The following is a 24,035-nucleotide window of genomic DNA, read 5'->3' on the forward strand; positions in this document are numbered from 1 at the left end:
ACGACTCTGGAAAAGCCGGTGAGTGACCTGAGCGCTCACGTTTAGCGGCCGACATTAACTATGGTAAAGGAGAGGCTTATGTTTCGTTGGGGCATTATATTTCTGGTTATCGCGTTAATTGCCGCCGCATTGGGCTTTGGTGGACTGGCGGGTACCGCGGCATGGGCAGCGAAAATTGTTTTCGTCGTCGGTATTATTCTGTTCCTGGTCAGCCTGTTTACGGGTCGACGTCGCCCGTAGCAAACGCAATAGTTATTAAACAAACTCAAGCCAGTCCTCGTGACTGGCTTTTTCTCGTTTGAGAACCATCGGGAATGTGCGTTACTGTGTCTCATCAAAATAATCAAAACAGGAAGGCAGAGGTGGGGCAACGAATTCCCGTGACGCTCGGCAATATTGCGCCGCTGACGTTAAAACCGTTTCATGCAGGCCAGCTTGCGCTGGTCTGTGAAGGGGGCGGGCAGCGCGGTATTTTTACCGCCGGCGTGCTCGACGAATTTATGCGCGCGCAATTCAACCCGTTCGATCTCTACTTCGGTACCTCTGCCGGGGCGCAGAACCTCTCCGCCTATGTCTGCAACCAGCCCGGCTATGCGCGCAAAGTGATTATGCGCTACACCACCTCCAAAGAATTCTTCAATCCGGTACGCTTCGTGCGCGGCGGGAACCTGATCGATCTCGACTGGTTACTGGATGCCACTTCCAGCCAGATGCCGCTGGCCATGGATACCGCGTCACGACTGTTCGATACCGGCAAAGCGTTCTGGATGTGCGCCAGCCGTGGCGATGACTATTCACCGGGTTACTTTTCGCCGCAGAAAGAGAACTGGCTGGATATCATTCGCGCTTCCAGCGCGATCCCGGGTTTCTACCGTACCGGCGCGCTGCTGGAGGGGATAAACTATCTCGACGGCGGTATCAGCGACGCGGTGCCGGTACAGGAGGCCGCACGGCGCGGGGCGAAAACCATTGTGGTGATCCGCACGGTGCCTTCTCAGATGTATTACACCCCACAGTGGTTTAAGCGGATGGAACGCTGGCTGGGCGACAGCAGCCTGCAACCGCTGGTGAATATCGCGAAGCAGCATGAAACCACCTACGGCGCGATGCAGCGTTTTATTGAAAAACCACCGGGCAAGCTGCGCATCTTTGAAATTTATCCGCCGAAGCCGCTGCTGAGCATGGCGCTGGGCAGTCGGCTGCCTGCGTTGCGTATGGATTACAAAACGGGGCGGCTATGCGGGCGTTACTTCCTGGCGACCGTCGGGAAAATGCTGGCCGAGCAACCGCCTCTTCATCGGCATAAAAGCATCATATTGCCACCCGCTAGTGTGGCCAATGACGCGGTGGCGATGCCGCTGGTGGACGCGCCGCAGGCCAACGACGGCATACTCGATAACGAGGACCTGGCGTGACGCACTCTTTTATCGATACCCATTGCCACTTTGATTTCCCGCCGTTTAGCGGGGAGGAAACATCAAGTATTGCGCGTGCGGCTGAGGCCGGTGTGAGAGCCATTATTGTGCCCGCTATTGAAGCGGCGAGATTCGAGAAAGTCCTGGCGCTTGCCCGGGGTCACGATGCGCTGTATGCCGCGCTGGGTCTGCATCCGATCGTGATTGAGCACCATCTTGATGACCATCTCGACAGGCTGGATGCCACGCTGCAAAACGCGGATACGAAGCTGGTTGCCATCGGTGAGATCGGCCTCGATCTCTATCGTGAAGATCCGCAGTTTGAGCGCCAGCAGACGATCCTGGATGCGCAGCTCCGGCTGGCAAAGCGCCACGATCTGCCGGTGATCCTCCACTCCAGGCGTACCCATGACAAACTGGCGATGCACCTGAAGCGCATCGACGTGCCGCGCAGGGGCGTGGTCCATGGTTTCGCTGGAAGCCTTCAGCAGGCGCAGCGTTTTATCGAGCTGGGCTATAAAATTGGCGTCGGCGGCACCATCACCTATCCGCGAGCCAGCAAAACCCGGGATGTGATGGCGCAACTCCCCCTGTCTTCGCTCCTGCTGGAAACGGATGCCCCTGACATGCCGCTGAATGGTTTTCAGGGCCAGCCCAACCGCCCGGAGCAGGCGGCGCGCGTTTTTGATGTGCTGTGCGAGCTGCGTCAGGAGCCTGAAGATGTGATTGCCAGCGCGCTGCTGGAAAATACCCGCGCGGTCTTCGGCATCACGCTATAGATAAAGGGCCGGGCGGATCACCGTGATCTGCTGTCGTTCCAGGGCCTGCGCCAGCGGCTCGATGTCCTCCGGCGTGGCGCTCCGCCATCGCGCCGCCTCCCCGTAAACCCCATGGGCATGAAACGCGTTGATCCGCACCGGAACGTTCCCCAACGCGTGGATAAAAGAGGTCAGCGATGACAGATGTTGCAGATAATCACACCGATCGGGGATCACCAGCAGGCGCAGCTCCGTCAGGCGATGACGATCGGCCAGCCAGCGGATGCTCTGCTTGATCAGCGTGTTTTCGCGCCCGGTCAGAAAACGGTGATGTTCATTGCCCCAGGCTTTCAGATCCACCATCGCGCCGTCAAACACCGGTAACAGCTTTTGCCAGCCGGTTTCGCTTAACAGGCCGTTGCTGTCCACCAGGCACGTCAGATGGCGCAGGGACGGATCGGCTTTGATCGCGGTGAACAGCGCAACCACAAACGGCAGCTGCGTGGTGGCCTCACCCCCGCTGACGGTCACGCCCTCAATAAACGGCGCGGACGTGCGGATCCGTGAGAGGATCTCCTCGACGCTGTATCGCTGCGCCATCGGCGTCGCCTGCTGCTGACACAGGTGCAGGCAGGTGTCGCACTGCTGACAGTGACTCTCCTGCCACCAGACGCGCCCGGCCTGAATCGTCAGCGCATCATGAGGACAGTGGGGAACACAGTCGCCGCAGTCGTTGCAGCGCCCGATGGTCCATGGGTTGTGGCAGGTTTTGCAGCGCAGGTTACAGCCCTGGAGGAACAGCGCCAGGCGGCTGCCCGGCCCGTCCACGCAGGAGAAGGGAATAACCTGACTAACTAAAGCGCATCTGCTGTTCATGGCTTATCACGCGTGGCTGACGTTCCAGAATACGGGTATTGCGCGCGGCCTCCTCGCCGAGCCAGGTGGTGTTGGTGCGCGAGCCGGCCTCCCGATATTTCTCCAGGTCGGAGAGCCGCACCATATACCCGGTGACGCGCACCAGGTCGTTTCCGGCCACATTCGCGGTGAACTCACGCATACCGGCGTTGAACGCTCCCAGGCACAGCTGCACCACCGCCTGAGGATTGCGTTTAACCGTCTCATCCAGGGTGAGAATATCGCTGATCCCCGAATGATAGTGTTTATGGTGCGGGGCTACGGCCAGCAGGTGGCTGATGGGATCTGGCTCGTCACCGTACGGCAGACGCGCCCCCGGCGTGGTGCCTGAATCCGAACTGATCCCTGACTGTGCGTGCAGCATCGCGCGGTGCTGCCAGCCGTGTTTCACCGGCGTGTTTTCAACGAACGCCGCCAGCTGTTCACTGATGCGGTAACCCAGCGCATTGGCCTGCTCGTTTTTACCGTACCGTCCCGTAATGCCTGCTTTCTCGCACAGCACGTTTACCGCTTCGGCCAGACCGTACATGCCAAACATCGGTACAAAACGATCGGCATCAATCAGCCCCTCTTTCACCAGGAAGCTATTCTCAAAGAAGCCGGATTGTTCATATAAAAAATCGCAGCGCGCATTGATGATCGCGATTTGTTGCTGGCAGTAGTGGGGAAGGGTACGGGTGAAAAAGTCTTCCGGTGAGCGGCTGTGCTCCGCAATCGCTTTCAGGTTAAGGCGCACCAGCGTGCTGCCGCCGCCCGCCAGCGGCAGGGAGTTGTAACAGCTCACCACGCCATAGCGACCTTTTGTGAAAATTTTATCATTTACCGGGCCATTGGAAATATGCGGCTTACTACACTCACAAATGTTTTTCGCCACGCTCATCAGCAGATCGTCAGGGGTGACGTCCGGGTCGTAAATAAAGGTCAGGTTCGGCGCGACCTGCTTCAGCTCTGCGTCCGCTCGCAAAATGGCACGCGTGACGGGCGTATCCGCCGGGCCGATATTGGCATGCATAAAGGCATCGGGCAGGGTTCTGTCCAGGTAACGCCAGAAACGTTTTATTCGGCTATCGATTTCATCCTGTGTTAGAATTTTAACATATGGGTTGAGTATCTCATCGAGCTGACCCAGATAGACTGGCATCGATGTGACGGACGGAACATGGTGATAAAGGATAGTGAGCAGTGAGAGGGCATCATCCAGATCTTTCGCCCCTTCCAGCTCCAGCCATTCTGAGCCGTTAGCCAGAAATTTAGCGTAGTCCGGCAGCACGTAGCGCGGTTTGTAAGGCGCATGGCCTTCGAACATGTCGCAGATGTATCCCTCGTCCAGCGCGGCGCGGGCCGCCTCTGGCAGAGCGGGATAGAGCAGATTGTTCTCCGCTTCCAGCGCCAGAAAATGACGTTTTTGTTCCGGGGTTAACACCGGGCTGGTCACAATGTGCAGGCAACGTTGTTGCAGGGCGTCGGGCATGTTCAACTTCCTTGAGGGTTCTGCGGATGGTGAACGAATTGTAAGAAGCCAGCCTGCCGGGGCTTTTGATCCGACAGGGGGTATCGCTGCTTTTGTCGGCGGTTGACGCATGAAAGTTTGAAGAAGATCTCATTACAGTAATGCAAATTTGCACACAGTTTTCATTAACTGTGATGAATGTCGAAGTGTGGATGCGGGTGAATGTTAGAATACTCACAGACCCGCAAGGTAAAATTTATACGGCACTGCCGTTGGAGAATGTTATGACCGATTTAACTGCAAGCAGCCTGCGCGCGTTGAAACTGATGGACCTGACCACCCTGAATGATGACGACACCAATGAAAAAGTCATCGCCCTGTGCCATCAGGCAAAAACGCCAGTGGGTAATACCGCCGCCGTCTGTATCTACCCGCGCTTTATCCCGATTGCCCGCAAAACGCTGAAAGAACAGGGCACGCCGGACGTGCGCATTGCGACCGTGACTAACTTCCCGCACGGTAATGACGACATCGAGATCGCGCTGGCGGAAACCCGCGCGGCGATTGCGTACGGCGCAGACGAAGTTGACGTGGTTTTCCCGTACCGCGCGCTGATCGCCGGCAACGAGCAGGTCGGTTTTGACCTGGTGAAAGCCTGTAAAGACGCATGTGCGGCGGCAAACGTGCTGCTTAAAGTGATCATCGAAACCGGCGAGCTGAAAGAAGAGGCGCTGATTCGTAAAGCGTCTGAAATCTCTATCAAAGCGGGCGCGGATTTCATTAAAACCTCTACCGGTAAAGTGCCGGTCAACGCGACTCCGGAAAGCGCGCGCATCATGATGGAAGTTATCCGTGATATGGGCGTGTCCAAAACCGTTGGCTTCAAACCGGCAGGCGGCGTGCGTACCGCAGAAGACGCGCAGCAGTTCCTGGCGATTGCCGACGAGCTGTTCGGCGCCGACTGGGCGGACTCCCGCCACTACCGCTTCGGCGCGTCCAGCCTGCTGGCCAGCCTGCTGAAAGCGCTGGGTCACGGTGACGGTAAGAGCGCAAGCAGCTACTAAGTTTGAATTGCCGGGTGGCCTACGCTAACCCGGCCTACAGGATCGTAGGGCGGGTCAACATACCCGCCGCCATTCACCCGATTCCGCATGGAGGTTACCGTGTTTCTCGCACAAGAAATTATTCGTAAAAAACGTGATGGTCATGCATTAAGCGACGAAGAGATCCGCTTCTTTATCAACGGCATTCGTGATAACACCATCTCTGAAGGGCAGATTGCGGCTCTGGCGATGACCATTTTCTTCCACGATATGTCGATGCCTGAGCGCGTGTCCCTGACCATGGCGATGCGAGATTCAGGAACCGTTCTGGACTGGAAAAGCCTTAACCTCAACGGCCCGATTGTGGACAAACACTCCACCGGCGGCGTGGGCGACGTGACCTCCCTGATGCTTGGCCCGATGGTGGCAGCCTGCGGCGGTTACATCCCGATGATTTCCGGGCGCGGCCTGGGTCATACCGGCGGTACGCTCGACAAACTGGAAGCCATTCCGGGCTTCGATATCTTCCCGGATGACAACCGCTTCCGCGACATTATTAAAGACGTTGGCGTGGCGATTATCGGCCAGACCAGCTCTCTTGCGCCAGCAGACAAGCGTTTCTACGCGACGCGTGACATTACCGCGACCGTAGACTCCATCCCGCTGATCACCGCCTCTATCCTCGCCAAAAAGCTGGCGGAAGGGCTGGACGCACTGGTGATGGATGTGAAAGTGGGCAGCGGCGCGTTTATGCCGACCTATGAACTCTCTGAGGCGCTGGCTGAAGCGATCGTTGGCGTTTCCAACGGCGCGGGAGTGCGCACCACCGCACTGCTGACGGACATGAACCAGGTGCTGGCGTCCAGCGCCGGTAACGCCGTTGAAGTCCGCGAGGCCGTGCAGTTCCTCACAGGCGAATACCGTAACCCGCGCCTGTTCGATGTCACCATGGCGCTGTGCGTTGAGATGCTCATCTCCGGCAATCTGGCCAAAGACGACGCGGAAGCCCGCGCGAAGCTTCAGGCGGTGCTGGACAACGGCAAAGCGGCGGAGATCTTTGGTCGGATGGTGGCGGCGCAGAAAGGCCCGACCGACTTCGTGGAAAACTACGCGAAATACCTGCCCACCGCGATGCTCAGCAAAGCGGTCTATGCGGACAGCGAAGGCTTTGTCTCGGCTATGGATACCCGCGCGCTCGGCATGGCGGTCGTGTCTATGGGCGGCGGTCGTCGTCAGGCATCGGACACCATTGATTACAGCGTCGGCTTTACCGATATGGCCCGTCTGGGCGACAGCGTTGACGGCCAACGTCCGCTGGCGGTGATCCACGCGAAAGACGAAGCCAGCTGGCAGGACGCGGCGAAAGCGGTGAAGGCGGCAATAACTCTTGACGATAAAGCACCGGAAACCACACCGACGGTCTATCGTCGTATCACTGAATAGCGGTATACTGATCTGATCGCATTTTTATGAAGCACTAAGTACGGAGAACAATTATGAAACGTGCATTTATTATGGTGCTGGACTCATTCGGCATCGGCGCAACCGAAGATGCAGAACGTTTTGGTGACGTGGGTTCCGATACCCTGGGTCACATCGCGGAAGCCTGTGCAAAAGGCGAAGCGGACAACGGTCGTAAAGGCCCTCTGAACCTGCCAAACCTGACCCGCCTCGGGCTGGTAAAAGCGCATGAAGGTTCTACCGGTAAAATCGCAGCCGGTATGGACGGAAACGCGGAAGTGGTGGGCGCCTACGCGTGGGCGCACGAGCTCTCTTCCGGTAAAGATACGCCGTCCGGTCACTGGGAAATCGCTGGCGTGCCGGTGCTGTTTGACTGGGGTTACTTCTCCGATCATGAGAACAGCTTCCCGCAGGAGCTGCTTGATAAGCTGGTGAAGCGCGCCAACCTGCCGGGCTACCTCGGCAACTGCCACTCTTCCGGTACCGTGATTCTGGATCAGCTCGGCGAAGAGCACATGAAAACCGGCAAACCGATTTTCTATACCTCTGCTGACTCTGTGTTCCAGATCGCCTGCCACGAAGAGACGTTTGGCCTGGATAAACTGTACGAGCTGTGCGAGATCGCCCGTGAAGAGCTGACCGAAGGCGGCTACAACATTGGCCGTGTTATCGCGCGTCCGTTTATCGGCGACAAAGCGGGTAACTTCCAGCGTACCGGCAACCGTCACGATCTGGCCGTGGAGCCACCGGCGCCGACCGTGCTGCAAAAACTCGTCGACGAGAAAGACGGCCAGGTCGTTTCCGTAGGTAAAATCGCGGACATCTACGCTAACTGCGGCATCACCAAAAAGGTCAAAGCGACCGGTCTGGATGCGCTGTTCGACGCCACCATCAAAGAGATGAAAGAAGCGGGCGACAAGACCATTGTCTTCACCAACTTCGTGGACTTCGACTCCTCCTGGGGTCACCGTCGCGACGTTGCCGGTTATGCCGCGGGTCTGGAGCTGTTTGACCGCCGTCTGCCAGAGCTGATGGAGCTGGTGGGGGAAGATGACATTCTGATCCTGACCGCTGACCATGGCTGTGACCCGACCTGGACCGGTACCGACCACACCCGTGAGCACATTCCGGTGCTGGTGTACGGCCCGAAAGTCAAACCGGGCTCGCTGGGTCACCGTGAAACCTTCGCGGACATCGGCCAGACGATTGCGAAATACTTTGGTACGTCTGACATGGAATATGGCAAGGCTATGTTCTAAACGGATTGGGTGAGGTCTGATGCCCTCACCCCGACCCTCTCCCACAGGGAGAGGGAGAACAGAATGTAGGCCGGGTAAGGCGCAGCCGCCACCCGGCAAAAACAACAATGTAAAAGGAACTGAAGATGGCAACTCCTCACATTAATGCAGAAATGGGTGATTTCGCTGACGTCGTATTGATGCCGGGCGACCCGCTGCGCGCGAAACACATTGCAGAAACCTTCCTGGAAGACGTGCGTGAAGTGAACAACGTGCGTGGCATGCTGGGCTTCACCGGTACCTATAAAGGCCGCAAAATCTCCGTGATGGGTCACGGCATGGGTATCCCATCCTGCTCCATCTACACCAAAGAGCTGATCACCGATTTCGGTGTGAAGAAAATCATCCGTGTCGGCTCCTGCGGCGCGGTGCGCATGGACGTTAAGCTGCGTGACGTGGTGATCGGCATGGGCGCGTGCACCGACTCTAAAGTCAACCGCATTCGCTTTAAAGATCATGACTTTGCGGCCATCGCTGATTTTGACATGGTGCGTAACGCGGTTGACGCAGCAAAAGCGCTGGGCGTTGACGCGCGCGTGGGCAACCTGTTCTCTGCCGATCTGTTCTACTCGCCAGAAGGCGACATGTTCGACGTGATGGAAAAATACGGCATTCTGGGCGTGGAAATGGAAGCGGCCGGTATCTACGGCGTGGCGGCTGAATTCGGTGCGAAAGCGCTGACCATCTGCACCGTGTCTGACCATATCCGTACTCACGAGCAGACCACCGCTGCCGAGCGTCAGACCACCTTCAACGACATGATCAAAATCGCGCTGGAATCCGTTCTGCTGGGCGATAAAGAGTAAGAGCTGTTGTGCCGGGTGGCGGCCTCGCCTGACCCGGCCTACGGTTTTGTAGGCCCGCTAAGCGCAGCGCCAGCGGGCTTTTTTACTAGCGCACGGCCTGAGCAATCCACGCCGATACATCCCGCAGCTCTTTTTCCTGCTCCGGAAAATCCCCAATCAATGCATCACACTCCTGCTGCAACATATCCGCCCGATACAGACAGCCCTGTAAACGTGCGGCCAGCGCCTCCAGCGGTGCAGGATTGAGACTATCCGTAAAGACCTGCGTGCGGGTAATATGGCCCTTCTCCACGTCAAAGTGCAGCTCAACGCCGCCCCATGTAAATCGCTCATCCAGCAGGTGTGAAAACGCCGGTGCCTGACCGAAGTTCCACTCCCAGCTGCTCTGGCGCGCAAAGGTTTCCGCGAAGTTGGGCAGGTCCGGTGTTTTGTCAGGGGAGATCACTTCAGCTTCTACCCGCTCACCGTAATGTTCGAAGAAGGCTTCACGGATCGCATCGCAAATGCGTTCATGAGTAATCCCCGGCAGCAGATCCACCAGATTCGCCACGCGACCGCGCACGGAGGTAATGCCTTTCGCCTGGAGCTTTTTCTTGTCCGGGTTCAGATAGTTTGCCAGACGGCTCAGATCGGCATTCAGCAATAATGTGCCGTGGTGGAATCCGCGATCCATCGTTTCGCGGTAGGCTGAGCCTGACACTTTCCGGTCGCCTTCAGGTGTTTTCACTACCAGATCGTTACGACCCGAGGCTTCAGCCGTCACGCCGAGCGAATTGAGCGCGTTGAGCACAATGGAGGTCGAGATGGTTTTGTCGTATTCCGGCTTGCCCGCCATAAAGGTAAAGCAGGTGTTGCCGAGATCGTGGAACACCGCACCGCCGCCGCTGCTGCGGCGCGCCAGGCGGACGTTGTCCTCTTCCATACGGCGGGTGTTACACTCTTTCCACGGATTTTGCGCGCGGCCAATAACGACCGTATCAGCGTTGCGCCAGAGAAACAGGACGCGCTGGGTGGCGGGCATCTGGCGGAAGATGCACTCTTCCACCGCGAGATTAAACCAGGGATCGTAAGAGTCAGAGATAAGCAGGCGTAACGTCGACATGGCAGAGTTCCTTTTCCGAATCATCCGCCTACTTTATCACTATTCTTTCTTCTCGCTCTCTTCCTCTTCGGGAACTGACTTGCTGGCGGTTAACAGGAACGGCGACTGCTGCCAGCGGGTGCGCTTGCCTTGCAGCAGCGTGCGCGCCAGTACCACGCCAATCGCCAGCGAGAGCAGCAGCATCAGGCGCAAAATATTGGTGGTGTTATCCACCTGTTTGGCTTCGGTTGGCAGGGTGTGGGTGTCGAGTGTCAGACGTAAATAGCCGAGTGGGCCATTCTTGCCCTGAATGGGTTCAACGATTTGTTGATTGAAATAACCGCCAGCTTTTTTGCCGTCCAGCGCCAGCCTGTCGCGCACGTCGACATGCTCACCCGCGCGGGCAATCAGGTCGCCCTGTTCATCGTACACGCCCGCATCCAGAATGCGGCTGTTTTCCGTAAGCTGGCGCAATACCTGCGCTATCCGCTTGTCATCCGGTGTTTCGGTGCGCATAGACGGCGCAACGTTGAGCGTCACCTGGCGCGCCAGCGTACGGGCCAGTTCTTCAAACTGCGGGTTACGCTGTCGTTGGTGATTCTGGCTAAACCAGGATGCCCCCTGCATAAGCGCCACTAATAGTGCGAGACAGATCAGGACAATCACGGCGCGATGAAGCCGGAATTTCAGTTTTGCGCGAGCCATATTCCACCTGCTTAAAATTTACGGCTTAATGTTGCCAGAAGTGATGGTTACAGGGTAGCCTCATGCGTTATTTTCCCTCTGGAACCTTCCGGCGCGAACGAAATTACAGGAGCTTCAATGCCGAACATTACCTGGTGCGACCTGCCAACGGATGTCTCTTTATGGCCAGGATTGCCGCTCTCTTTAAGTGGCGATGAGGTGATGCCTCTCGATTACCACGCTGGCCGTAGCGGCTGGCTGCTGTACGGACGCGGCCTGGATAAGCAACGCCTCACCCAGTATCAAACTAAACTGGGCGCAGCGATGGTCATCGTTGCGGCCTGGTGCGTGGAAGATTATCAGGTTATTCGCCTGGCGGGTTCCCTGACGCAGCGCGCCACGCGTCTGGCGCACGATGCCGGGCTGGACGTAGCCCCGCTCGGCAAAATTCCGCACCTGAAAACGCCTGGCCTGCTGGTGATGGACATGGACTCCACCGCCATTCAGATCGAGTGTATTGACGAGATTGCTAAACTGGCGGGCAGCGGCGAGCTGGTGGCGGAAGTCACCGAGCGCGCGATGCGCGGCGAGCTGGATTTCACCGCCAGCCTGAGACAGCGCGTGGCGACCCTGAAGGGGGCCGATGCTAACATTTTGCGTCAGGTGCGCGATGAACTGCCCCTGATGCCAGGACTGACGCAGCTGGTGCTCAAGCTGGAGACGCTCGGCTGGAAAGTGGCGATTGCCTCCGGTGGGTTCACCTTCTTTGCCGATTACCTGCGTGACAAGCTGCGTCTGACCACCGTGGTGGCAAACGAGCTGGAGATCATGGACGGCAAACTCACCGGACAAGTGATTGGCGACATCGTGGATGCGCAGTACAAAGCCAATACGCTGACGCGTCTGGCGGAGAAATATGCCATTCCGGTCGAGCAGACCGTAGCCATCGGCGATGGCGCGAACGATCTGCCGATGATCAAAGTTGCCGGACTGGGTATTGCCTACCACGCCAAGCCGAAAGTGAATGAAAAGACGGAAGTCACTATCCGTCATGCTGACCTGATGGGCGTGTTCTGCATTCTCTCCGGCAGCATTAATCAAAAATAGCGGCCTGCTTTTGTAGGCCGGGTAAGCGTCAGCGCTATCCGGCGCGCAGACCGCACAGAAATAACGAGGTAAACCGTGGCGAAAGCTCCAAAACGCGCATTTGTCTGTAATGAATGTGGTGCGGATTATCCGCGCTGGCAGGGGCAATGCAGCGCCTGTCATGCCTGGAACACCATCACCGAAGTGCGTGGTGTGGCGGCTTCGCCGAGCGTGGCCCGCAATGAACGGCTGAGCGGCTATGCGGGCAATGCAGGCGTGTCGAAGGTACAAAAACTTTCGGATATCAGCCTTGAGGCGCTGCCGCGCTTCTCAACCGGATTCAAAGAATTTGACCGCGTACTCGGCGGTGGCGTAGTGCCGGGCAGCGCCATTCTGATCGGCGGTAACCCGGGCGCGGGTAAATCGACCCTGCTGCTGCAAACGCTCTGCAAGCTCGCCGAACAGATGAAAACCCTGTACGTCACGGGCGAAGAGTCACTCCAGCAGGTGGCGATGCGCGCGCACCGCCTCGGTCTGCCGACCGGCAATCTGAATATGCTCTCGGAAACCAGCATCGAGCAGATCTGCATGATCGCCGAAGAAGAGCAGCCGAAGCTCATGGTGATCGACTCCATCCAGGTGATGCACATGGCGGACATTCAGTCGTCACCGGGGAGCGTGGCGCAGGTGCGTGAAACGGCTGCGTACTTAACGCGCTTTGCCAAAACGCGCGGCGTAGCGATAGTGATGGTGGGCCACGTCACCAAAGACGGCTCGCTGGCCGGCCCGAAAGTGCTTGAGCACTGTATCGACTGCTCGGTGATGCTCGACGGCGATGCGGATTCCCGTTTTCGTACCCTGCGCAGCCATAAAAACCGCTTCGGCGCGGTGAATGAACTGGGCGTGTTTGCCATGACCGAGCAGGGGCTACGCGAAGTCAGCAACCCGTCGGCCATCTTCCTGAGCCGTGGCGACGAAATTACGTCCGGTAGTTCGGTGATGGTGCTGTGGGAGGGGACGCGTCCGCTGCTGGTTGAAATTCAGGCGCTGGTGGATCACTCGATGATGGGTAATCCGCGGCGCGTGGCGGTCGGTCTGGAACAGAACCGCCTGGCGATCCTGCTGGCGGTGTTGCACCGTCACGGCGGCCTGCAAATGGCGGATCAGGACGTGTTCGTCAACGTGGTTGGTGGGGTGAAGGTTACGGAAACCAGCGCGGATCTGGCGCTGTTGCTGGCGATGGTCTCCAGCCTGCGTGACAGACCGTTGCCGCAGGATCTGGTGGTATTTGGCGAAGTAGGGCTGGCGGGCGAAATTCGCCCGGTGCCGAGCGGTCAGGAGCGTATCTCCGAAGCGGCAAAACATGGCTTCCGCCGCGCAATTGTTCCGGCCGCCAACGTGCCGAAAAAAATCCCGGAAGGGATGCAGGTTTTTGGCGTTAAAAAACTCGCAGATGCGTTAAATGTCTTTGACGACTTATAATTACGTATTCGATTTTGCAGGAGGCACCGTAATTTATGTCATCATTTGACTACATCAAGACCGCTATCCGCCAGAAGGGTTGCACATTACAGCAGGTAGCGGACGCCAGCGGCATGACCAAGGGCTACCTGAGCCAACTGCTGAACGCCAAAATCAAAAGCCCCAGCGCGCAGAAGCTGGAAGCGCTGCACCGTTTTCTGGGGCTTGAATTTCCGCGGATGCAAAAGAACATTGGCGTGGTGTTCGGTAAGTTCTACCCGCTGCATACCGGCCACATCTATCTGATCCAGCGCGCCTGTAGCCAGGTCGACGAGCTGCATATCATCATGGGTTATGATGAAACCCGCGATCGCCAGCTGTTTGAAGACAGCGCCATGTCGCAGCAGCCCACCGTGCCGGACCGCCTGCGCTGGCTGCTTCAGACCTTTAAGTATCAGAAAAATATTCGTATTCATGCCTTTAACGAAGAGGGCATGGAGCCGTACCCGCACGGCTGGGACGTGTGGAGTAACGGCATCAAAGCGTTTATGGAAGAGAAGGGCATTGCGCCTAACTGGATCTACACCTCTGAAGAGTCCGACGCGCCGCAGTTCCGCGAGCATCTGGGCATCGAAACCGTGCTGATCGATCCTAAACGCACCTTTATGAACATCAGCGGGGCGCAGATCCGCGAGAACCCGTTCCGCTACTGGGACTACATTCCGACCGAGGTGAAGCCGTTCTTCGTGCGTACGGTGGCGATCCTCGGCGGCGAGTCGAGCGGGAAATCGACGCTGGTGAATAAGCTGGCGAATATCTTCAATACCACCAGTGCGTGGGAGTATGGCCGCGATTACGTCTTCTCACACCTCGGTGGTGACGAGATGGCATTACAGTATTCCGACTACGATAAAATCGCGCTCGGTCATGCCCAATACATTGATTTCGCGGTGAAATACGCCAATAAAGTCGCCTTTATTGATACCGATTTCGTCACCACGCAGGCGTTCTGTAAAAAGTACGAAGGACGTGAGCACCCGTTTGTGCAGGCGCTGATTGATGAATACCGCTTTGATCTGGTTATCCTGCTGGAAAACAACACCCCATGGGTAGCCGACGGCATGCGCAGCCTGGGCAGCTCGGTAGACAGGCGTGAGTTCCAGACCATGCTGGTGGAGATGCTTAACGAGAACAACGTTGAGTTTGTGCATGTGGAAGAGTCGGATTACGACACCCGTTTCCTGCGCTGCGTCGAGCTGGTGAAAGAGATGATGGGTGAGCAGGGGTAAAAGATTTACCCCTCACCCTAACCCTCTCCCCAAAGGGGAGAGGGGATCGCACGGAGCTGTCTTTACCCTCTCCCCCGTGGGGAGAGGGCAGGGTGAGGGGGAACAAACCACTCAATACTCAACCACCACTTTCCCACGCATATGCCCCTCCAGCACCATGCGGTGCGCTTCGGTAATGCTTTCCACGCTCAGCCCGTGCAGCGTTTCGCTGAGCGAGCTTTCCACCACGCCGTTATCCACCAGCTTCGCCACCTCATTTAAAATCTCGCCCTGGCGCGCCATATCCGCGGTCTGGTACATGCTGCGGGTGTACATAAATTCCCAGTGCAGGGCGGCAGATTTGGACTTCAGCTTGTCCTGGTTTAGCGGATGCGCATTTTCAACGATGGAACAAATGTGTCCCTGAGGGGCAATCAGATCGCTGACCGCATCCCAGTGCCCGTCGGTGTCGTTGAGGATAAAAATGTAATCCACAAAGGTGAGCCCCTGTTTCGCCAGTTCACCCTTCAGGTCGCGGTAATCTACGACAACGTCAGCCCCGCGATCGCGACACCATCGGGCGGAATCTTCTCGTGAGGCGGTTGCGACGATCTTCACCTTACTGTTGTGCTTCGCAAACGGGATCGCCAGCGATCCGACTCCACCCGCGCCGCCAATTATCAGCAGCGTTTTATCTGCGTCGGCATCCTGAATCTTCAGCCGTTCAAACAGGCCTTCCCACGCGGTGAGCGCCGTCAGCGGCAGTGCTGCCGCAGAGGCCCAGCCAAGGTTTGCAGGCTTGTGCCCGACAATGCGCGCATCGATAAGCTGGTGCGTGGTATTGCTGCCCGGTCGGGTGATATCCCCCGCGTACCATACTTCGTCACCCGGTTTAAATCCGGTGACGCCAGCCCCGACGGCTTTGACGATCCCGCTGGCATCCCACCCGAGAATGCGCGGCTCCTTCAGCCCGCTTTTAGCAATGCCTGCATGTACCTTTGTGTCCACCGGGTTTACGGAGACGGCTTTCACCTCCACCAGCAGATCGTACTCGCCGGGCTGCGGCATCGGCGGGGTAATTTCAACGAAGGTGGAGGGATTTTCTGGGTTAACGGCAATGGCTTTAACAGACATGATGTTCTCCTCAATGAATGCGTTGTGTTGAGGCTAGTCTATTAAGTGGTCAGTTGCATGATAAGATGGACAATCAAGAACTCAGCGTTCGTACAGGGTGAACAATCATGTTTAAACAGCTACAGGATATGGCGCTGTTTGCGCTGGTGGCTGAGATGGGCAGCTTTACTGCGGCGGCCCAGAAGGCTGAACTGCCGAAATCCAGCGTCAGCCAGCGCATTAGCCAGCTGGAGCAGCAGGTGGGGATCCGCCTGCTTAACCGCACGACGCGCAGAATAAGCCTGACGTTTGCGGGCGAGCACTATCTGGTGCACTGCCGCGAGATGCTGGCGGCCAGCGAGCGCGCGGAGTATGCCATTCAGCGCCTGCGAGAAAACCCCAGCGGACGGCTGAGGATCACCTGTCCGGCAGGGATTGGCGCGACGCTGCTGGCGCATATGAATGCCGAGTTCCAGCTTCGCTACCCTGACGTGTCGCTGGATGTATCAATCTCAGACGATGTGGTGGATCTGGTCGAGTCGGGCTTTGACGTGGCGCTGCGCACCGGCAAACCGCAGGATTCTTCCCTGATTGGTCGCATGATTGGGCACTGTCCGCGCTACATGCTGGCCTCGCCTGACTATCTGGCGCGTCGGGCGCCGTTAATCCATCCCCGACAGCTGGTGGATCACCGCTGCATTACGCACCGGGCATGGTCGGAGTGGCTTCTGCGAAGCGAGAGTGAGGATTACCGCTACCTGCCGGATAACGCCCACATGACGGATAACCTGGTGTACGCCCGAGAATGCGCCATTGCCGGGGCGGGGATCACGCTGTTACCCGCATTCCTGCTGGAAGATAAAATTGAAAAGGGCGCGCTGGTAAAGGTGCTACCGGAGTGGCGCGTTGAGGGGAACGATCTCTGGCTGGCCTATCCGAGCCGTAAGCTCAATTCGCCTGCGCTGATGAGCTATATCGACTTTGCGATGCAGTTTGATGAGGTGAAGCGGTATTACGTGGGCAAATAAAAAAGCCGGGTGGCGGCTTCGCCTTACCCGGCCTACACACTGTGCGGCCTGATGCCCTCACCCAGGCCCTCTCCCACGCGGAGAGGGAACAAACATAAAAAACGGCAACCGAAGTTGCCGTTTTGCTTTTATTTCGCAATACGCTTGTACTTAATACGCTTCGGCTCCAGCGCGTCTGCGCCCAGCGTGCGTTTCTTGTACTCTTCGTATTCGGTGAAGTTACCTTCGAAGAACTCCACTTTACCTTCGTCCTGGTAGTCCAGAATGTGGGTCGCGATACGGTCAAGGAACCAGCGGTCGTGCGAGATAACCATGGCGCAGCCCGGGAATTCCAGCAGGGCGTTTTCCAGCGCGCGCAGGGTTTCGATGTCCAGGTCGTTGGTAGGTTCGTCGAGCAGCAGAACGTTGCCGCCAACCTGAAGCAGCTTCGCCAGGTGCAGACGACCACGCTCACCGCCAGACAGCTCGCCCACGCGTTTGCCCTGGTCGGTGCCCTTGAAGTTAAAGCGGCCAACATAGGCGCGGCTTGGCATCTCGGTGTTGCCGATACGCATGATATCCAGACCGCCGGAGACTTCTTCCCACACGGTTTTGCTGTTGTCCATCGCGTCACGGAACTGGTCAACGGAGGCCAGCTTCACGGTCTCACCCAGGGTGATAGAGCCGCTGTCAGGCTGTTCCTGACCGGACATCATGCGGAACAGGGTGGATTTACCCGCGCCGTTCGGACCGATGATGCCGACGATAGCGCCTTTCGGTACGGAGAAGGTCAGATCGTCGATCAGCAGGCGGTCGCCGTATGACTTACGCAGGTTGGTCACTTCAACCACTTTATCCCCCAGACGTGCTCCAGGCGGGATAAACAGTTCGTTGGTTTCGTTACGCTTCTGGTATTCGGTGTTGTTCAGCTCTTCGAAGCGTGCCAGACGGGCTTTGCCCTTGGACTGACGGCCTTTCGCGCCCTGACGCACCCACTCCAGCTCTTTCTCAATAGATTTACGGCGCGCCGCTTCCTGAGACGCTTCCTGCGCCAGACGCTGATCTTTCTGTTCCAGCCAGGAGGAGTAGTTACCTTCCCACGGAATACCTTCGCCGCGGTCCAGCTCCAGGATCCAGCCCGCCACGTTGTCGAGGAAGTAGCGGTCGTGGGTAATTGCCACCACGGTGCCTTCGAAGTCGTGCAGGAAGCGTTCCAGCCACGCCACGGATTCCGCATCCAGGTGGTTGGTCGGTTCGTCGAGCAGCAGCATGTCTGGTTTTTCCAGCAGCAGGCGGCACAGCGCCACGCGGCGGCGTTCACCACCGGAGAGATTCGCGATTTTCGCATCCCAGTCCGGCAGACGCAGGGCATCTGCCGCGCGCTCCAGCTGCACGTTCAGGTTGTGACCGTCGTGCGCCTGGATAATCTCTTCAAATTTGCCTTGCTGAGCGGCCAGTTTGTCGAAGTCCGCATCCGGCTCGGCGTATTTGGCATACACTTCATCCAGACCTTTCAGGGCGTTAACCACTTCGGATACCGCTTCTTCAACGGATTCACGCACGGTGTGTTCCGGGTTCAGCTGAGGTTCCTGCGGCAGGTAGCCGATCTTGATGCCAGGCTGCGGACGGGCTTCACCTTCGATGTCTGTATCGATGCCGGCCATGATGCGCAGCAGGGTGGACTTACCGGCACCGTTGAGACCCAGAACACCGATTTTTGCGCCCGGGAAAAAGCTCAGCGAGATATTTTTAAGAATATGACGTTTCGGCGGGACAACTTTGCCGACACGATGCATGGTATAAACGAATTGAGCCACGTTGGACTTCGCCTCTTTTATCGTGATGAGAATGAATTTCAGCCTCGAAGTGTAGCCTTTTTCACGCCCTAATCCCAGCCAGGAACGTCGGGAGTGTTAAAACGCGCAAGAAAGGTAAAAAAGTGTCCATGACGTGGCGCGTTGTGGGATGCCTGGTTAGCATAAGTTGAGGTAACTTTAACGTGGCAAGACGCTGCAACTGACGAAAAACAATGAGGAAGAGCTTGTGGAAAAAGCCAAACGGGTGGTCTGGCGTCTGCTGGCTGCCAGCGTATGCGTAATGGCGGTAAGCCAGGCGGTGCATGCCGATTCACTGGATGAACAACGTAACCGCTATGCCCAGATTAAGCAGGCATGGGACAACAAGCAGATGGATACCGTGCAGGCGCTGATGCCGACGCTGAAGGATTATCCGCTGTATCCGTATCTGGAGTATCGTCAGATCACTGATGATCTCATGAATCAACCGACCGTCACCGTAAATAACTTCATTCAGGCGAACCCGACACTGCCGCCTGCGCGTAGCCTGAAGTCCCGGTTTGTGAACGAGCTGGCCCGTCGCGAAGACTGGCGCGGCCTGCTGGCTTTCAGCCCGGATAAACCGGGCGCGACGGAAGCGCAGTGTAATTACTATTATGCGAAATGGGCGACCGGTCAGCAGGAGGAAGCCTGGACCGGCGCGAAAGAGCTGTGGTTGACGGGCAAAAGCCAGCCAAACGCCTGTGACCCGCTGTTCAGCGCCTGGCGCGCCTCGGGCAAGCAGGATCCGCTCTCTTACCTGGAACGTATTCGCCTGGCGATGAAGGCCGGAAACACCCGGCTGGTTACCGTGCTGGCGGGCCAGATGCCCGCGGATTATCAGACCATTGCCTCTGCCGTTATCAGTCTGGCAAACGATCCCAATACCGTGCTGACGTTTGCGCGTACCACCGGCGCGACCGATTTTACCCGCCAGATGGCGGCGGTGGCCTTTGCCAGCGTGGCGCGTGAGGATGTGGAAAACGCCCGGCTGATGATCCCGCAGCTGGTGCAGGCCCAGCAGCTTAATGACGATCAAACCCAGGAACTGCGCGATATTGTGGCATGGCGACTGATGGGAACAGATGTCACCGACGAACAGGCGCGCTGGCGTGACGACGCGGTAATGCGTTCAAACTCTGTCTCGCTGGTGGAGCGTCGCGTGCGCATGGCGCTGGGAACGGGCGATCGTCGTGGCCTCAATACCTGGCTGGCGCGCCTGCCGATGGATGCTAAAGAGAAAGATGAATGGCGTTACTGGCAGGCGGACCTGCTGCTGGAGCGTGGTCGTGAAGACGAAGCCAAAGCGATCCTCCACTCCCTGATGCAGCAGCGCGGCTTCTACCCGATGGCGGCGGCGCAGCGTTTGGGCGAGGAGTACACCCTGAAGATCGACAAAGCGCCAGCCAACGCGAACCCGGCGCTGACGCAGGGTCCGGAAATGGCGCGCGTGCGCGAGCTGATGTACTGGAATCTGGATAATACCGCGCGCAGCGAATGGGCCAACCTGGTCACCAGCCGTACCACCGACGAGAAGGCGCAGCTTGCCCGCTATGCGTTTGATAATCGCTGGTGGGATCTGAGCGTGCAGGCGACGATCGCCGGCAAGCTGTGGGATCATCTCGAAGAGCGTTTCCCGCTGGCTTATAAGGATCTGTTCGATCGCTACACCAGCGGCAAAGATATTCCGCAAAGCTACGCGATGGCCATTGCCCGTCAGGAAAGCGCCTGGAACCCGAAAGTGCGTTCGCCGGTGGGGGCCAGCGGCCTGATGCAAATTATGCCGGGCACCGCGACGCACACGGTGAAGATGTTTAATATCCCAGGCTACAGCAGCCCGTCCCAGCTGCTGGATCCGGAGACCAACATCAACATCGGTACCAGCTACTTGCAGTACGTCTATCAGCAGTTCGGTAATAACCGCATCTTCGCGTCAGCCGCGTACAACGCCGGGCCAGGCCGCGTGCGGACATGGCTTGGTAACAGCGCAGGGCGACTCGACGCCGTGGCGTTCGTCGAGAGCATTCCGTTCTCGGAAACACGCGGATATGTGAAGAACGTGCTGGCGTATGACGCCTACTATCGGCACTTCATGGGGGAGAAAGATGCCCTGATGAGCGATGCCGAGTGGCAGAGACGTTACTGATCGGCGCGGGTTGTGTTATGCTGTACTCGTTAATGAGTACAAGAGGCAGCATAACATGACCCAGCATTCCCCGTATTCCTCGGCCATGGCCGAACAGCGTCATCAGGAGTGGCTTCGTTTTGTGGAGTTGCTCCGCCAGTCTTACGACAAAGATCTGCATTTACCCTTGCTACAGCTGATGCTGACGCCAGACGAGCGTGAAGCGCTGGGTACACGGGTACGCATTATTGAGGAACTGCTGCGCGGCGAAATGAGCCAGCGCGAGCTGAAAAACGAGCTGGGCGCGGGCATCGCGACGATTACCCGGGGTTCAAACAGCCTGAAGTCGGCGCCGGTTGAACTGCGTCAGTGGCTGGAAGCGGTATTGCTGAAAAACGCCGGATGACGGCTTCGCCTAATCCGGCCTACAAACTTAACGATAAATCGCGTTATGGAACGGACTTAACGCCAGAATAACGGCCTGGTGGTAAACGCTCGAACGGGTGAGCTTGCCCGCGGTAAAGACGCCAATCGCCCCCTCTTTACGACCAATCTCATCAATGCCGGTGTAGTGCGACATTACCGGCCCCAGCGCCTCACCCGCGCGGACTTTCTCCAGTATGACCTCCGGCAGCGGCAGCGTGGCTGAACGCGCTTCGCCGCGCTGCTCGCGGCTTTCGATGACAACCCAGCTGAAGGTCGCCCCTTCGTCGATACCTGCTTCAATCGCGACCCAGAAGTCAGCATCTGGCGCGGCGGCTTTTGCATTCGCCACGCGATTTCGTGCGCCAGCGCGTGTTTCCTCGCTGCCAAACGGCTGTTCCGGCACACCGCTCTCGACGCCGACGGCGTCAATATGGCAGGATCCTTCGCCGAAGATCTCTTCAAATGCCCTTAGAATTGCCTGAATTTTGGCAGGATTGGTGGTAGCAGAGACAACATGGTGCATAATTAAGCTCGATTTAAAAAATTCATCGCAGTATAACGGAAAAAAAGCATGTTACAGGTATACCTTGTTCGCCACGGTGAAACGCAGTGGAACGCCGAGCGACGTATTCAAGGCCAGTCAGACAGTCCTCTCACCGACAAAGGTGTGCAGCAAGCGTGGCAGGTGGCGGAGCGCGCCAGAACGCTGGGTATCACTCACGTCATCTCCAGTGATTTAGGCCGCACGCAGCAGACGGCACGCATCATCGCCGATGCCTGTGGCTGCGACGTGACCCTTGAACCGCGCCTGCGCGAGCTGGATATGGGCGTGCTGGAAAAACGCCCTATCGATACGCTGACGGAAACCGAAGAAGGCTGGCGTCGCACGCTGGTGAACGGCACTGAAGATGGTCGCATCCCTGAGGGGGAATCCATGCAGGAGCTGAGCGTGCGCATGCATGCCGCGCTGGCCGAGTGCCTGAAACTCCCGGCAGGTAGCCGACCGCTGCTGGTAAGCCACGGTATCGCGCTGGGTTGTCTGGTGAGCACCATTCTGGGACTGCCGGCTTACGCCGAACGCCGTTTGCGTCTGCGCAACTGTTCCATTTCCCGTATCGACTATCAGGAAAGTGCCTGGCTGGCATCGGGGTGGGTGGTTGAGATGGCAGGGGACATTTCGCATCTTGATGCCCCTGCACTGGATGAGTTGCAGCGTTAACGACGTACCGGAATCAGGAATTCCATACGCAGATTGATAGGGCCTTCTTCCGGTTTTGCATCTTGCGCCGGATAGTAGCGCTCAATGTCCTGACCTTTACGGCGATTCAGATTCAGCATCGGCATGCAGGTCCCGTAAACGGTCAGGATGAACTCCTGAACGCCCGTTCCTAACCCTTCGTATGAGAACATCACATACTCGCCGCCTTCCAGCACGACAGGCTTCGAGCCATGAATGTAACCGTTCGCCATGTCAGGCGTCAGCGCCGTGGTATAGAACACTTCCTGCTCGTCGTCTTTTTCCTGGCTTGGATACGTTTCGTTCAGGCCATACAGAATCGGCGGGATCGCCGGAGCGTGGCTTAAAAATTCGCGCCAGAACTGAACGCGCATCTGATGGCGGAACTCGGAGATCTGCTCCAGGGAACAGGAGTAGCTCTGCGTGGTGCCGACCAGGTGCGTTTCCGGCAAGGTGATGATTTCATATTTTGGCATCGCAAACTCGCCCAGACGCAGCGGCGGACGCATACCAAAGGAGCTCCAGTCCGGCGAGCGGCGATAAAGCGCTGGCGTTAACGAGAACTGTTTTTTAAAGGCGCGAGTGAAGGTTTGCTGTGAATCGAAGCGATATTGCAGGGCAATATCCAGGATTGGTCGCGCGGTCAGGCGCAACGCGACAGCAGACTTTGATAAACGACGTGCGCGAATATAGGCACCGATAGCATGACCGGTGACATCCTTGAACATCCTTTGCAGATGCCACTTGGAATAGCCTGCTTTTGCCGCCACATTATCCAGTGACAAAGGCTGGTCGAGATGACCTTCCAGCCAGGTGAGCAGGTCGCGAATAATTCCAGCCTGATCCATATACTATCCTCATCCTTAAAACTGCCGCAGGTGCCTGTTTACAGGTTAGCGGATAATAGCATTTTTTGACGTTTTAGCATTCAGTGTTTTTTTTGCGCATAAATGCTTTTTGTGGTGATTTAAATGCGGATATATTCTAATCCTGTGATCTTGCTACATTTTTATCTAACCTGTTGAATAATCGCTCAGCGTAATTTTTATGAATGGTAACAATATGAAATACAAGGTTTTAGTCTTTGCAGCAATGGCGCTGATGGCAGGGCGCGTGGCACAGGCGGAGCAAATTGGCTCCGTGGACACCGTGTTTAAAATGTTTGGGCCGGACCACAAAATTGTGGTGGAGGCCTTTGACGATCCGGACGTTAAAAACGTCACCTGCTATGTCAGCCGGGCGAAGACCGGCGGGATTAAAGGCGGCCTGGGGCTGGCTGAAGACACGTCTGACGCGGCCATCTCCTGCCAGCAGGTTGGTCCGGTGGAATTGAGTGACAAAATTAAAAACGGCAAAGCGCAGGGCGACGTTGTATTCCAGAAACGGACCTCGCTGGTGTTCAAAAAGCTACAGGTGGTCCGTTTTTATGACGCGAAGCGCAACACACTGGCTTATCTGGCTTATTCCGACAAAGTCGTGGAAGGCTCACCGAAAAACGCGATTAGCGCGGTGCCGATTATGCCGTGGCATTGATAAAAAAAACGGCGCAAAAGCGCCGTTTTTTAC

General features: G+C 57.2%; 23 protein-coding genes. 15 read left to right on the top strand and 8 right to left on the bottom strand.

The window, feature by feature from the left end; translation table 11 throughout:
• Positions 1-78: 78 nt before the first annotated feature.
• The 3 genes from ACQG0S_RS03145 to ACQG0S_RS03155 all read left to right on the top strand — a co-directional run bounded on the left by ACQG0S_RS03145 (position 79) and on the right by ACQG0S_RS03155 (position 2,194).
• A complete protein-coding gene (locus tag ACQG0S_RS03145; protein ID WP_003856556.1) occupies positions 79-240 on the top strand; it encodes a DUF1328 domain-containing protein in 162 nt (53 codons plus the stop codon).
• A 122-nt stretch (positions 241-362) separates the two neighbouring features.
• Entirely contained in the window at positions 363-1,415 is a 1,053-nt protein-coding gene (locus tag ACQG0S_RS03150; protein ID WP_023299272.1) for a patatin-like phospholipase family protein, read from the top strand.
• Positions 1,412-2,194 (top strand): TatD family hydrolase, encoded by a 783-nt coding sequence (locus ACQG0S_RS03155; protein ID WP_063148735.1) that lies wholly within the window; start codon positions 1,412-1,414, stop codon positions 2,192-2,194. The genes ACQG0S_RS03150 and ACQG0S_RS03155 overlap by 4 nt, the downstream gene beginning before the upstream one ends.
• Here the strand turns inward: ACQG0S_RS03155 and ACQG0S_RS03160 are convergent.
• Together ACQG0S_RS03160 and ACQG0S_RS03165 are read right to left on the bottom strand one after the other, a co-directional pair.
• The gene (locus ACQG0S_RS03160) at positions 2,189-3,049 is read right to left on the bottom strand and encodes a YjjW family glycine radical enzyme activase (protein ID WP_169440936.1); all 861 of its coding nucleotides are present in this window, start codon (positions 3,047-3,049) and stop codon (positions 2,189-2,191) included. The genes ACQG0S_RS03155 and ACQG0S_RS03160 overlap by 6 nt on opposite strands.
• Entirely contained in the window at positions 3,024-4,559 is a 1,536-nt protein-coding gene (locus tag ACQG0S_RS03165) for a YjjI family glycine radical enzyme (protein WP_155024488.1), read from the bottom strand. Before ACQG0S_RS03165 ends, ACQG0S_RS03160 begins: the two co-directional genes overlap by 26 nt.
• Before the next feature lie 263 nt (positions 4,560-4,822).
• Here ACQG0S_RS03165 and deoC point away from each other — a divergent pair, with 263 nt between their 5' ends.
• From deoC to deoD, 4 genes are all read left to right on the top strand, one after another.
• Positions 4,823-5,602, top strand: a complete 780-nt coding sequence (deoC, locus tag ACQG0S_RS03170) for a deoxyribose-phosphate aldolase (protein ID WP_003856543.1) — start codon at positions 4,823-4,825, stop codon at positions 5,600-5,602.
• Positions 5,603-5,701: 99 nt separating this feature from the next.
• A complete protein-coding gene (gene deoA, locus ACQG0S_RS03175) occupies positions 5,702-7,024 on the top strand; it encodes a thymidine phosphorylase (protein WP_048965868.1) in 1,323 nt (440 codons plus the stop codon).
• Positions 7,025-7,077: 53 nt separating this feature from the next.
• Complete coding sequence (gene deoB, locus ACQG0S_RS03180) at positions 7,078-8,301, top strand: phosphopentomutase (protein WP_022646989.1); 1,224 nt, start codon at positions 7,078-7,080, stop codon at positions 8,299-8,301.
• Positions 8,302-8,426: 125 nt separating this feature from the next.
• A complete protein-coding gene (gene deoD / locus ACQG0S_RS03185) occupies positions 8,427-9,146 on the top strand; it encodes a purine-nucleoside phosphorylase (protein ID WP_003856538.1) in 720 nt (239 codons plus the stop codon).
• Positions 9,147-9,231: 85 nt separating this feature from the next.
• Here deoD and lplA read toward each other — a convergent pair whose 3' ends face one another.
• Together lplA and ACQG0S_RS03195 are read right to left on the bottom strand one after the other, a co-directional pair.
• Complete coding sequence (gene lplA / locus ACQG0S_RS03190) at positions 9,232-10,248, bottom strand: lipoate--protein ligase LplA (protein ID WP_046619846.1); 1,017 nt, start codon at positions 10,246-10,248, stop codon at positions 9,232-9,234.
• A gap of 39 nt (positions 10,249-10,287) precedes the next feature.
• Positions 10,288-10,932, bottom strand: a complete 645-nt coding sequence (locus ACQG0S_RS03195) for a YtjB family periplasmic protein (protein WP_015572615.1) — start codon at positions 10,930-10,932, stop codon at positions 10,288-10,290.
• A 117-nt stretch (positions 10,933-11,049) separates the two neighbouring features.
• Here ACQG0S_RS03195 and serB point away from each other — a divergent pair, with 117 nt between their 5' ends.
• The 3 genes from serB (at position 11,050) to nadR (ending at position 14,747) form a co-directional block, all read left to right on the top strand.
• Entirely contained in the window at positions 11,050-12,018 is a 969-nt protein-coding gene (gene serB, locus ACQG0S_RS03200) for a phosphoserine phosphatase (protein WP_003856524.1), read from the top strand.
• Positions 12,019-12,093: 75 nt separating this feature from the next.
• On the top strand, positions 12,094-13,479 hold the full coding sequence (radA, locus tag ACQG0S_RS03205; RefSeq protein WP_003856523.1) for a DNA repair protein RadA: 1,386 nt from the start codon (positions 12,094-12,096) through the stop codon (positions 13,477-13,479).
• Positions 13,480-13,514: 35 nt separating this feature from the next.
• Complete coding sequence (nadR, locus tag ACQG0S_RS03210; RefSeq protein WP_003856522.1) at positions 13,515-14,747, top strand: multifunctional transcriptional regulator/nicotinamide-nucleotide adenylyltransferase/ribosylnicotinamide kinase NadR; 1,233 nt, start codon at positions 13,515-13,517, stop codon at positions 14,745-14,747.
• Positions 14,748-14,858: 111 nt separating this feature from the next.
• Here the strand turns inward: nadR and ACQG0S_RS03215 are convergent, their stop codons facing one another.
• The gene (locus ACQG0S_RS03215; RefSeq protein ID WP_045308048.1) at positions 14,859-15,860 is read right to left on the bottom strand and encodes a zinc-binding alcohol dehydrogenase family protein; all 1,002 of its coding nucleotides are present in this window, start codon (positions 15,858-15,860) and stop codon (positions 14,859-14,861) included.
• Between the two features lie 107 nt (positions 15,861-15,967).
• On the opposite strand from ACQG0S_RS03215, the gene ACQG0S_RS03220 reads away from it, so the two are divergent.
• Positions 15,968-16,867 carry a LysR family transcriptional regulator gene (locus tag ACQG0S_RS03220; RefSeq protein ID WP_022646992.1) on the top strand — a complete coding sequence of 300 codons (900 nt, stop codon included), beginning with the start codon at positions 15,968-15,970 and terminating at the stop codon, positions 16,865-16,867.
• Between the two features lie 128 nt (positions 16,868-16,995).
• Here ACQG0S_RS03220 and ettA read toward each other — a convergent pair whose 3' ends face one another.
• Positions 16,996-18,663: an energy-dependent translational throttle protein EttA gene (gene ettA, locus ACQG0S_RS03225; protein ID WP_014882470.1), complete on the bottom strand. Its 1,668-nt coding sequence runs from the start codon at positions 18,661-18,663 to the stop codon at positions 16,996-16,998.
• A 226-nt stretch (positions 18,664-18,889) separates the two neighbouring features.
• On the opposite strand from ettA, the gene sltY reads away from it, so the two are divergent.
• Together sltY and trpR are read left to right on the top strand one after the other, a co-directional pair.
• Positions 18,890-20,827 carry a murein transglycosylase gene (gene sltY, locus ACQG0S_RS03230; RefSeq protein WP_063843839.1) on the top strand — a complete coding sequence of 646 codons (1,938 nt, stop codon included), beginning with the start codon at positions 18,890-18,892 and terminating at the stop codon, positions 20,825-20,827.
• 55 nt (positions 20,828-20,882) lie between these two features.
• On the top strand, positions 20,883-21,212 hold the full coding sequence (gene trpR / locus ACQG0S_RS03235; protein ID WP_003856511.1) for a trp operon repressor: 330 nt from the start codon (positions 20,883-20,885) through the stop codon (positions 21,210-21,212).
• A gap of 27 nt (positions 21,213-21,239) precedes the next feature.
• Here the strand turns inward: trpR and yjjX are convergent, their stop codons facing one another.
• Positions 21,240-21,755, bottom strand: coding sequence for an inosine/xanthosine triphosphatase (gene yjjX / locus ACQG0S_RS03240; protein WP_022646994.1), 516 nt, complete (start codon positions 21,753-21,755; stop codon positions 21,240-21,242).
• Between the two features lie 48 nt (positions 21,756-21,803).
• Here yjjX and gpmB point away from each other — a divergent pair, with 48 nt between their 5' ends.
• Complete coding sequence (gene gpmB, locus ACQG0S_RS03245) at positions 21,804-22,451, top strand: 2,3-diphosphoglycerate-dependent phosphoglycerate mutase GpmB (protein ID WP_006810187.1); 648 nt, start codon at positions 21,804-21,806, stop codon at positions 22,449-22,451.
• Here the strand turns inward: gpmB and robA are convergent.
• Positions 22,448-23,317 (bottom strand): MDR efflux pump AcrAB transcriptional activator RobA, encoded by an 870-nt coding sequence (robA, locus tag ACQG0S_RS03250; protein WP_022646995.1) that lies wholly within the window; start codon positions 23,315-23,317, stop codon positions 22,448-22,450. The genes gpmB and robA overlap by 4 nt on opposite strands.
• A 214-nt stretch (positions 23,318-23,531) precedes the next feature.
• On the opposite strand from robA, the gene creA reads away from it, so the two are divergent.
• Positions 23,532-24,002, top strand: coding sequence for a protein CreA (gene creA / locus ACQG0S_RS03255; protein ID WP_032625411.1), 471 nt, complete (start codon positions 23,532-23,534; stop codon positions 24,000-24,002).
• The last annotated feature ends 33 nt before the right edge of the window (positions 24,003-24,035 follow it).

Source organism: Enterobacter cloacae complex sp. 418I7 (assembly GCF_050030705.1).
Lineage (GTDB): Bacteria > Pseudomonadota > Gammaproteobacteria > Enterobacterales > Enterobacteriaceae > Enterobacter > Enterobacter intestinihominis.

Excerpts from the sequence above, each read along its gene's own strand:
- serB (WP_003856524.1), top strand. The coding sequence starts at position 11,050 with ATGCCGAACATTACCTGGTGCGACCTGCCAACGGATGTCTCTTTATGG.
- deoB (WP_022646989.1), top strand. The coding sequence starts at position 7,078 with ATGAAACGTGCATTTATTATGGTGCTGGACTCATTCGGCATCGGCGCA.
- nadR (WP_003856522.1), top strand. The coding sequence starts at position 13,515 with ATGTCATCATTTGACTACATCAAGACCGCTATCCGCCAGAAGGGTTGC.
- deoC (WP_003856543.1), top strand. The coding sequence starts at position 4,823 with ATGACCGATTTAACTGCAAGCAGCCTGCGCGCGTTGAAACTGATGGAC.
- ACQG0S_RS03215 (WP_045308048.1), bottom strand. The coding sequence starts at position 15,860 with ATGTCTGTTAAAGCCATTGCCGTTAACCCAGAAAATCCCTCCACCTTC.
- deoD (WP_003856538.1), top strand. The coding sequence starts at position 8,427 with ATGGCAACTCCTCACATTAATGCAGAAATGGGTGATTTCGCTGACGTC.
- ACQG0S_RS03165 (WP_155024488.1), bottom strand. The coding sequence starts at position 4,559 with ATGCCCGACGCCCTGCAACAACGTTGCCTGCACATTGTGACCAGCCCG.
- ACQG0S_RS03145 (WP_003856556.1), top strand. The coding sequence starts at position 79 with ATGTTTCGTTGGGGCATTATATTTCTGGTTATCGCGTTAATTGCCGCC.
- creA (WP_032625411.1), top strand. The coding sequence starts at position 23,532 with ATGAAATACAAGGTTTTAGTCTTTGCAGCAATGGCGCTGATGGCAGGG.
- gpmB (WP_006810187.1), top strand. The coding sequence starts at position 21,804 with ATGTTACAGGTATACCTTGTTCGCCACGGTGAAACGCAGTGGAACGCC.
- lplA (WP_046619846.1), bottom strand. The coding sequence starts at position 10,248 with ATGTCGACGTTACGCCTGCTTATCTCTGACTCTTACGATCCCTGGTTT.
- ACQG0S_RS03160 (WP_169440936.1), bottom strand. The coding sequence starts at position 3,049 with ATGAACAGCAGATGCGCTTTAGTTAGTCAGGTTATTCCCTTCTCCTGC.
- robA (WP_022646995.1), bottom strand. The coding sequence starts at position 23,317 with ATGGATCAGGCTGGAATTATTCGCGACCTGCTCACCTGGCTGGAAGGT.
- ACQG0S_RS03195 (WP_015572615.1), bottom strand. The coding sequence starts at position 10,932 with ATGGCTCGCGCAAAACTGAAATTCCGGCTTCATCGCGCCGTGATTGTC.
- trpR (WP_003856511.1), top strand. The coding sequence starts at position 20,883 with ATGACCCAGCATTCCCCGTATTCCTCGGCCATGGCCGAACAGCGTCAT.
- yjjX (WP_022646994.1), bottom strand. The coding sequence starts at position 21,755 with ATGCACCATGTTGTCTCTGCTACCACCAATCCTGCCAAAATTCAGGCA.
- ACQG0S_RS03220 (WP_022646992.1), top strand. The coding sequence starts at position 15,968 with ATGTTTAAACAGCTACAGGATATGGCGCTGTTTGCGCTGGTGGCTGAG.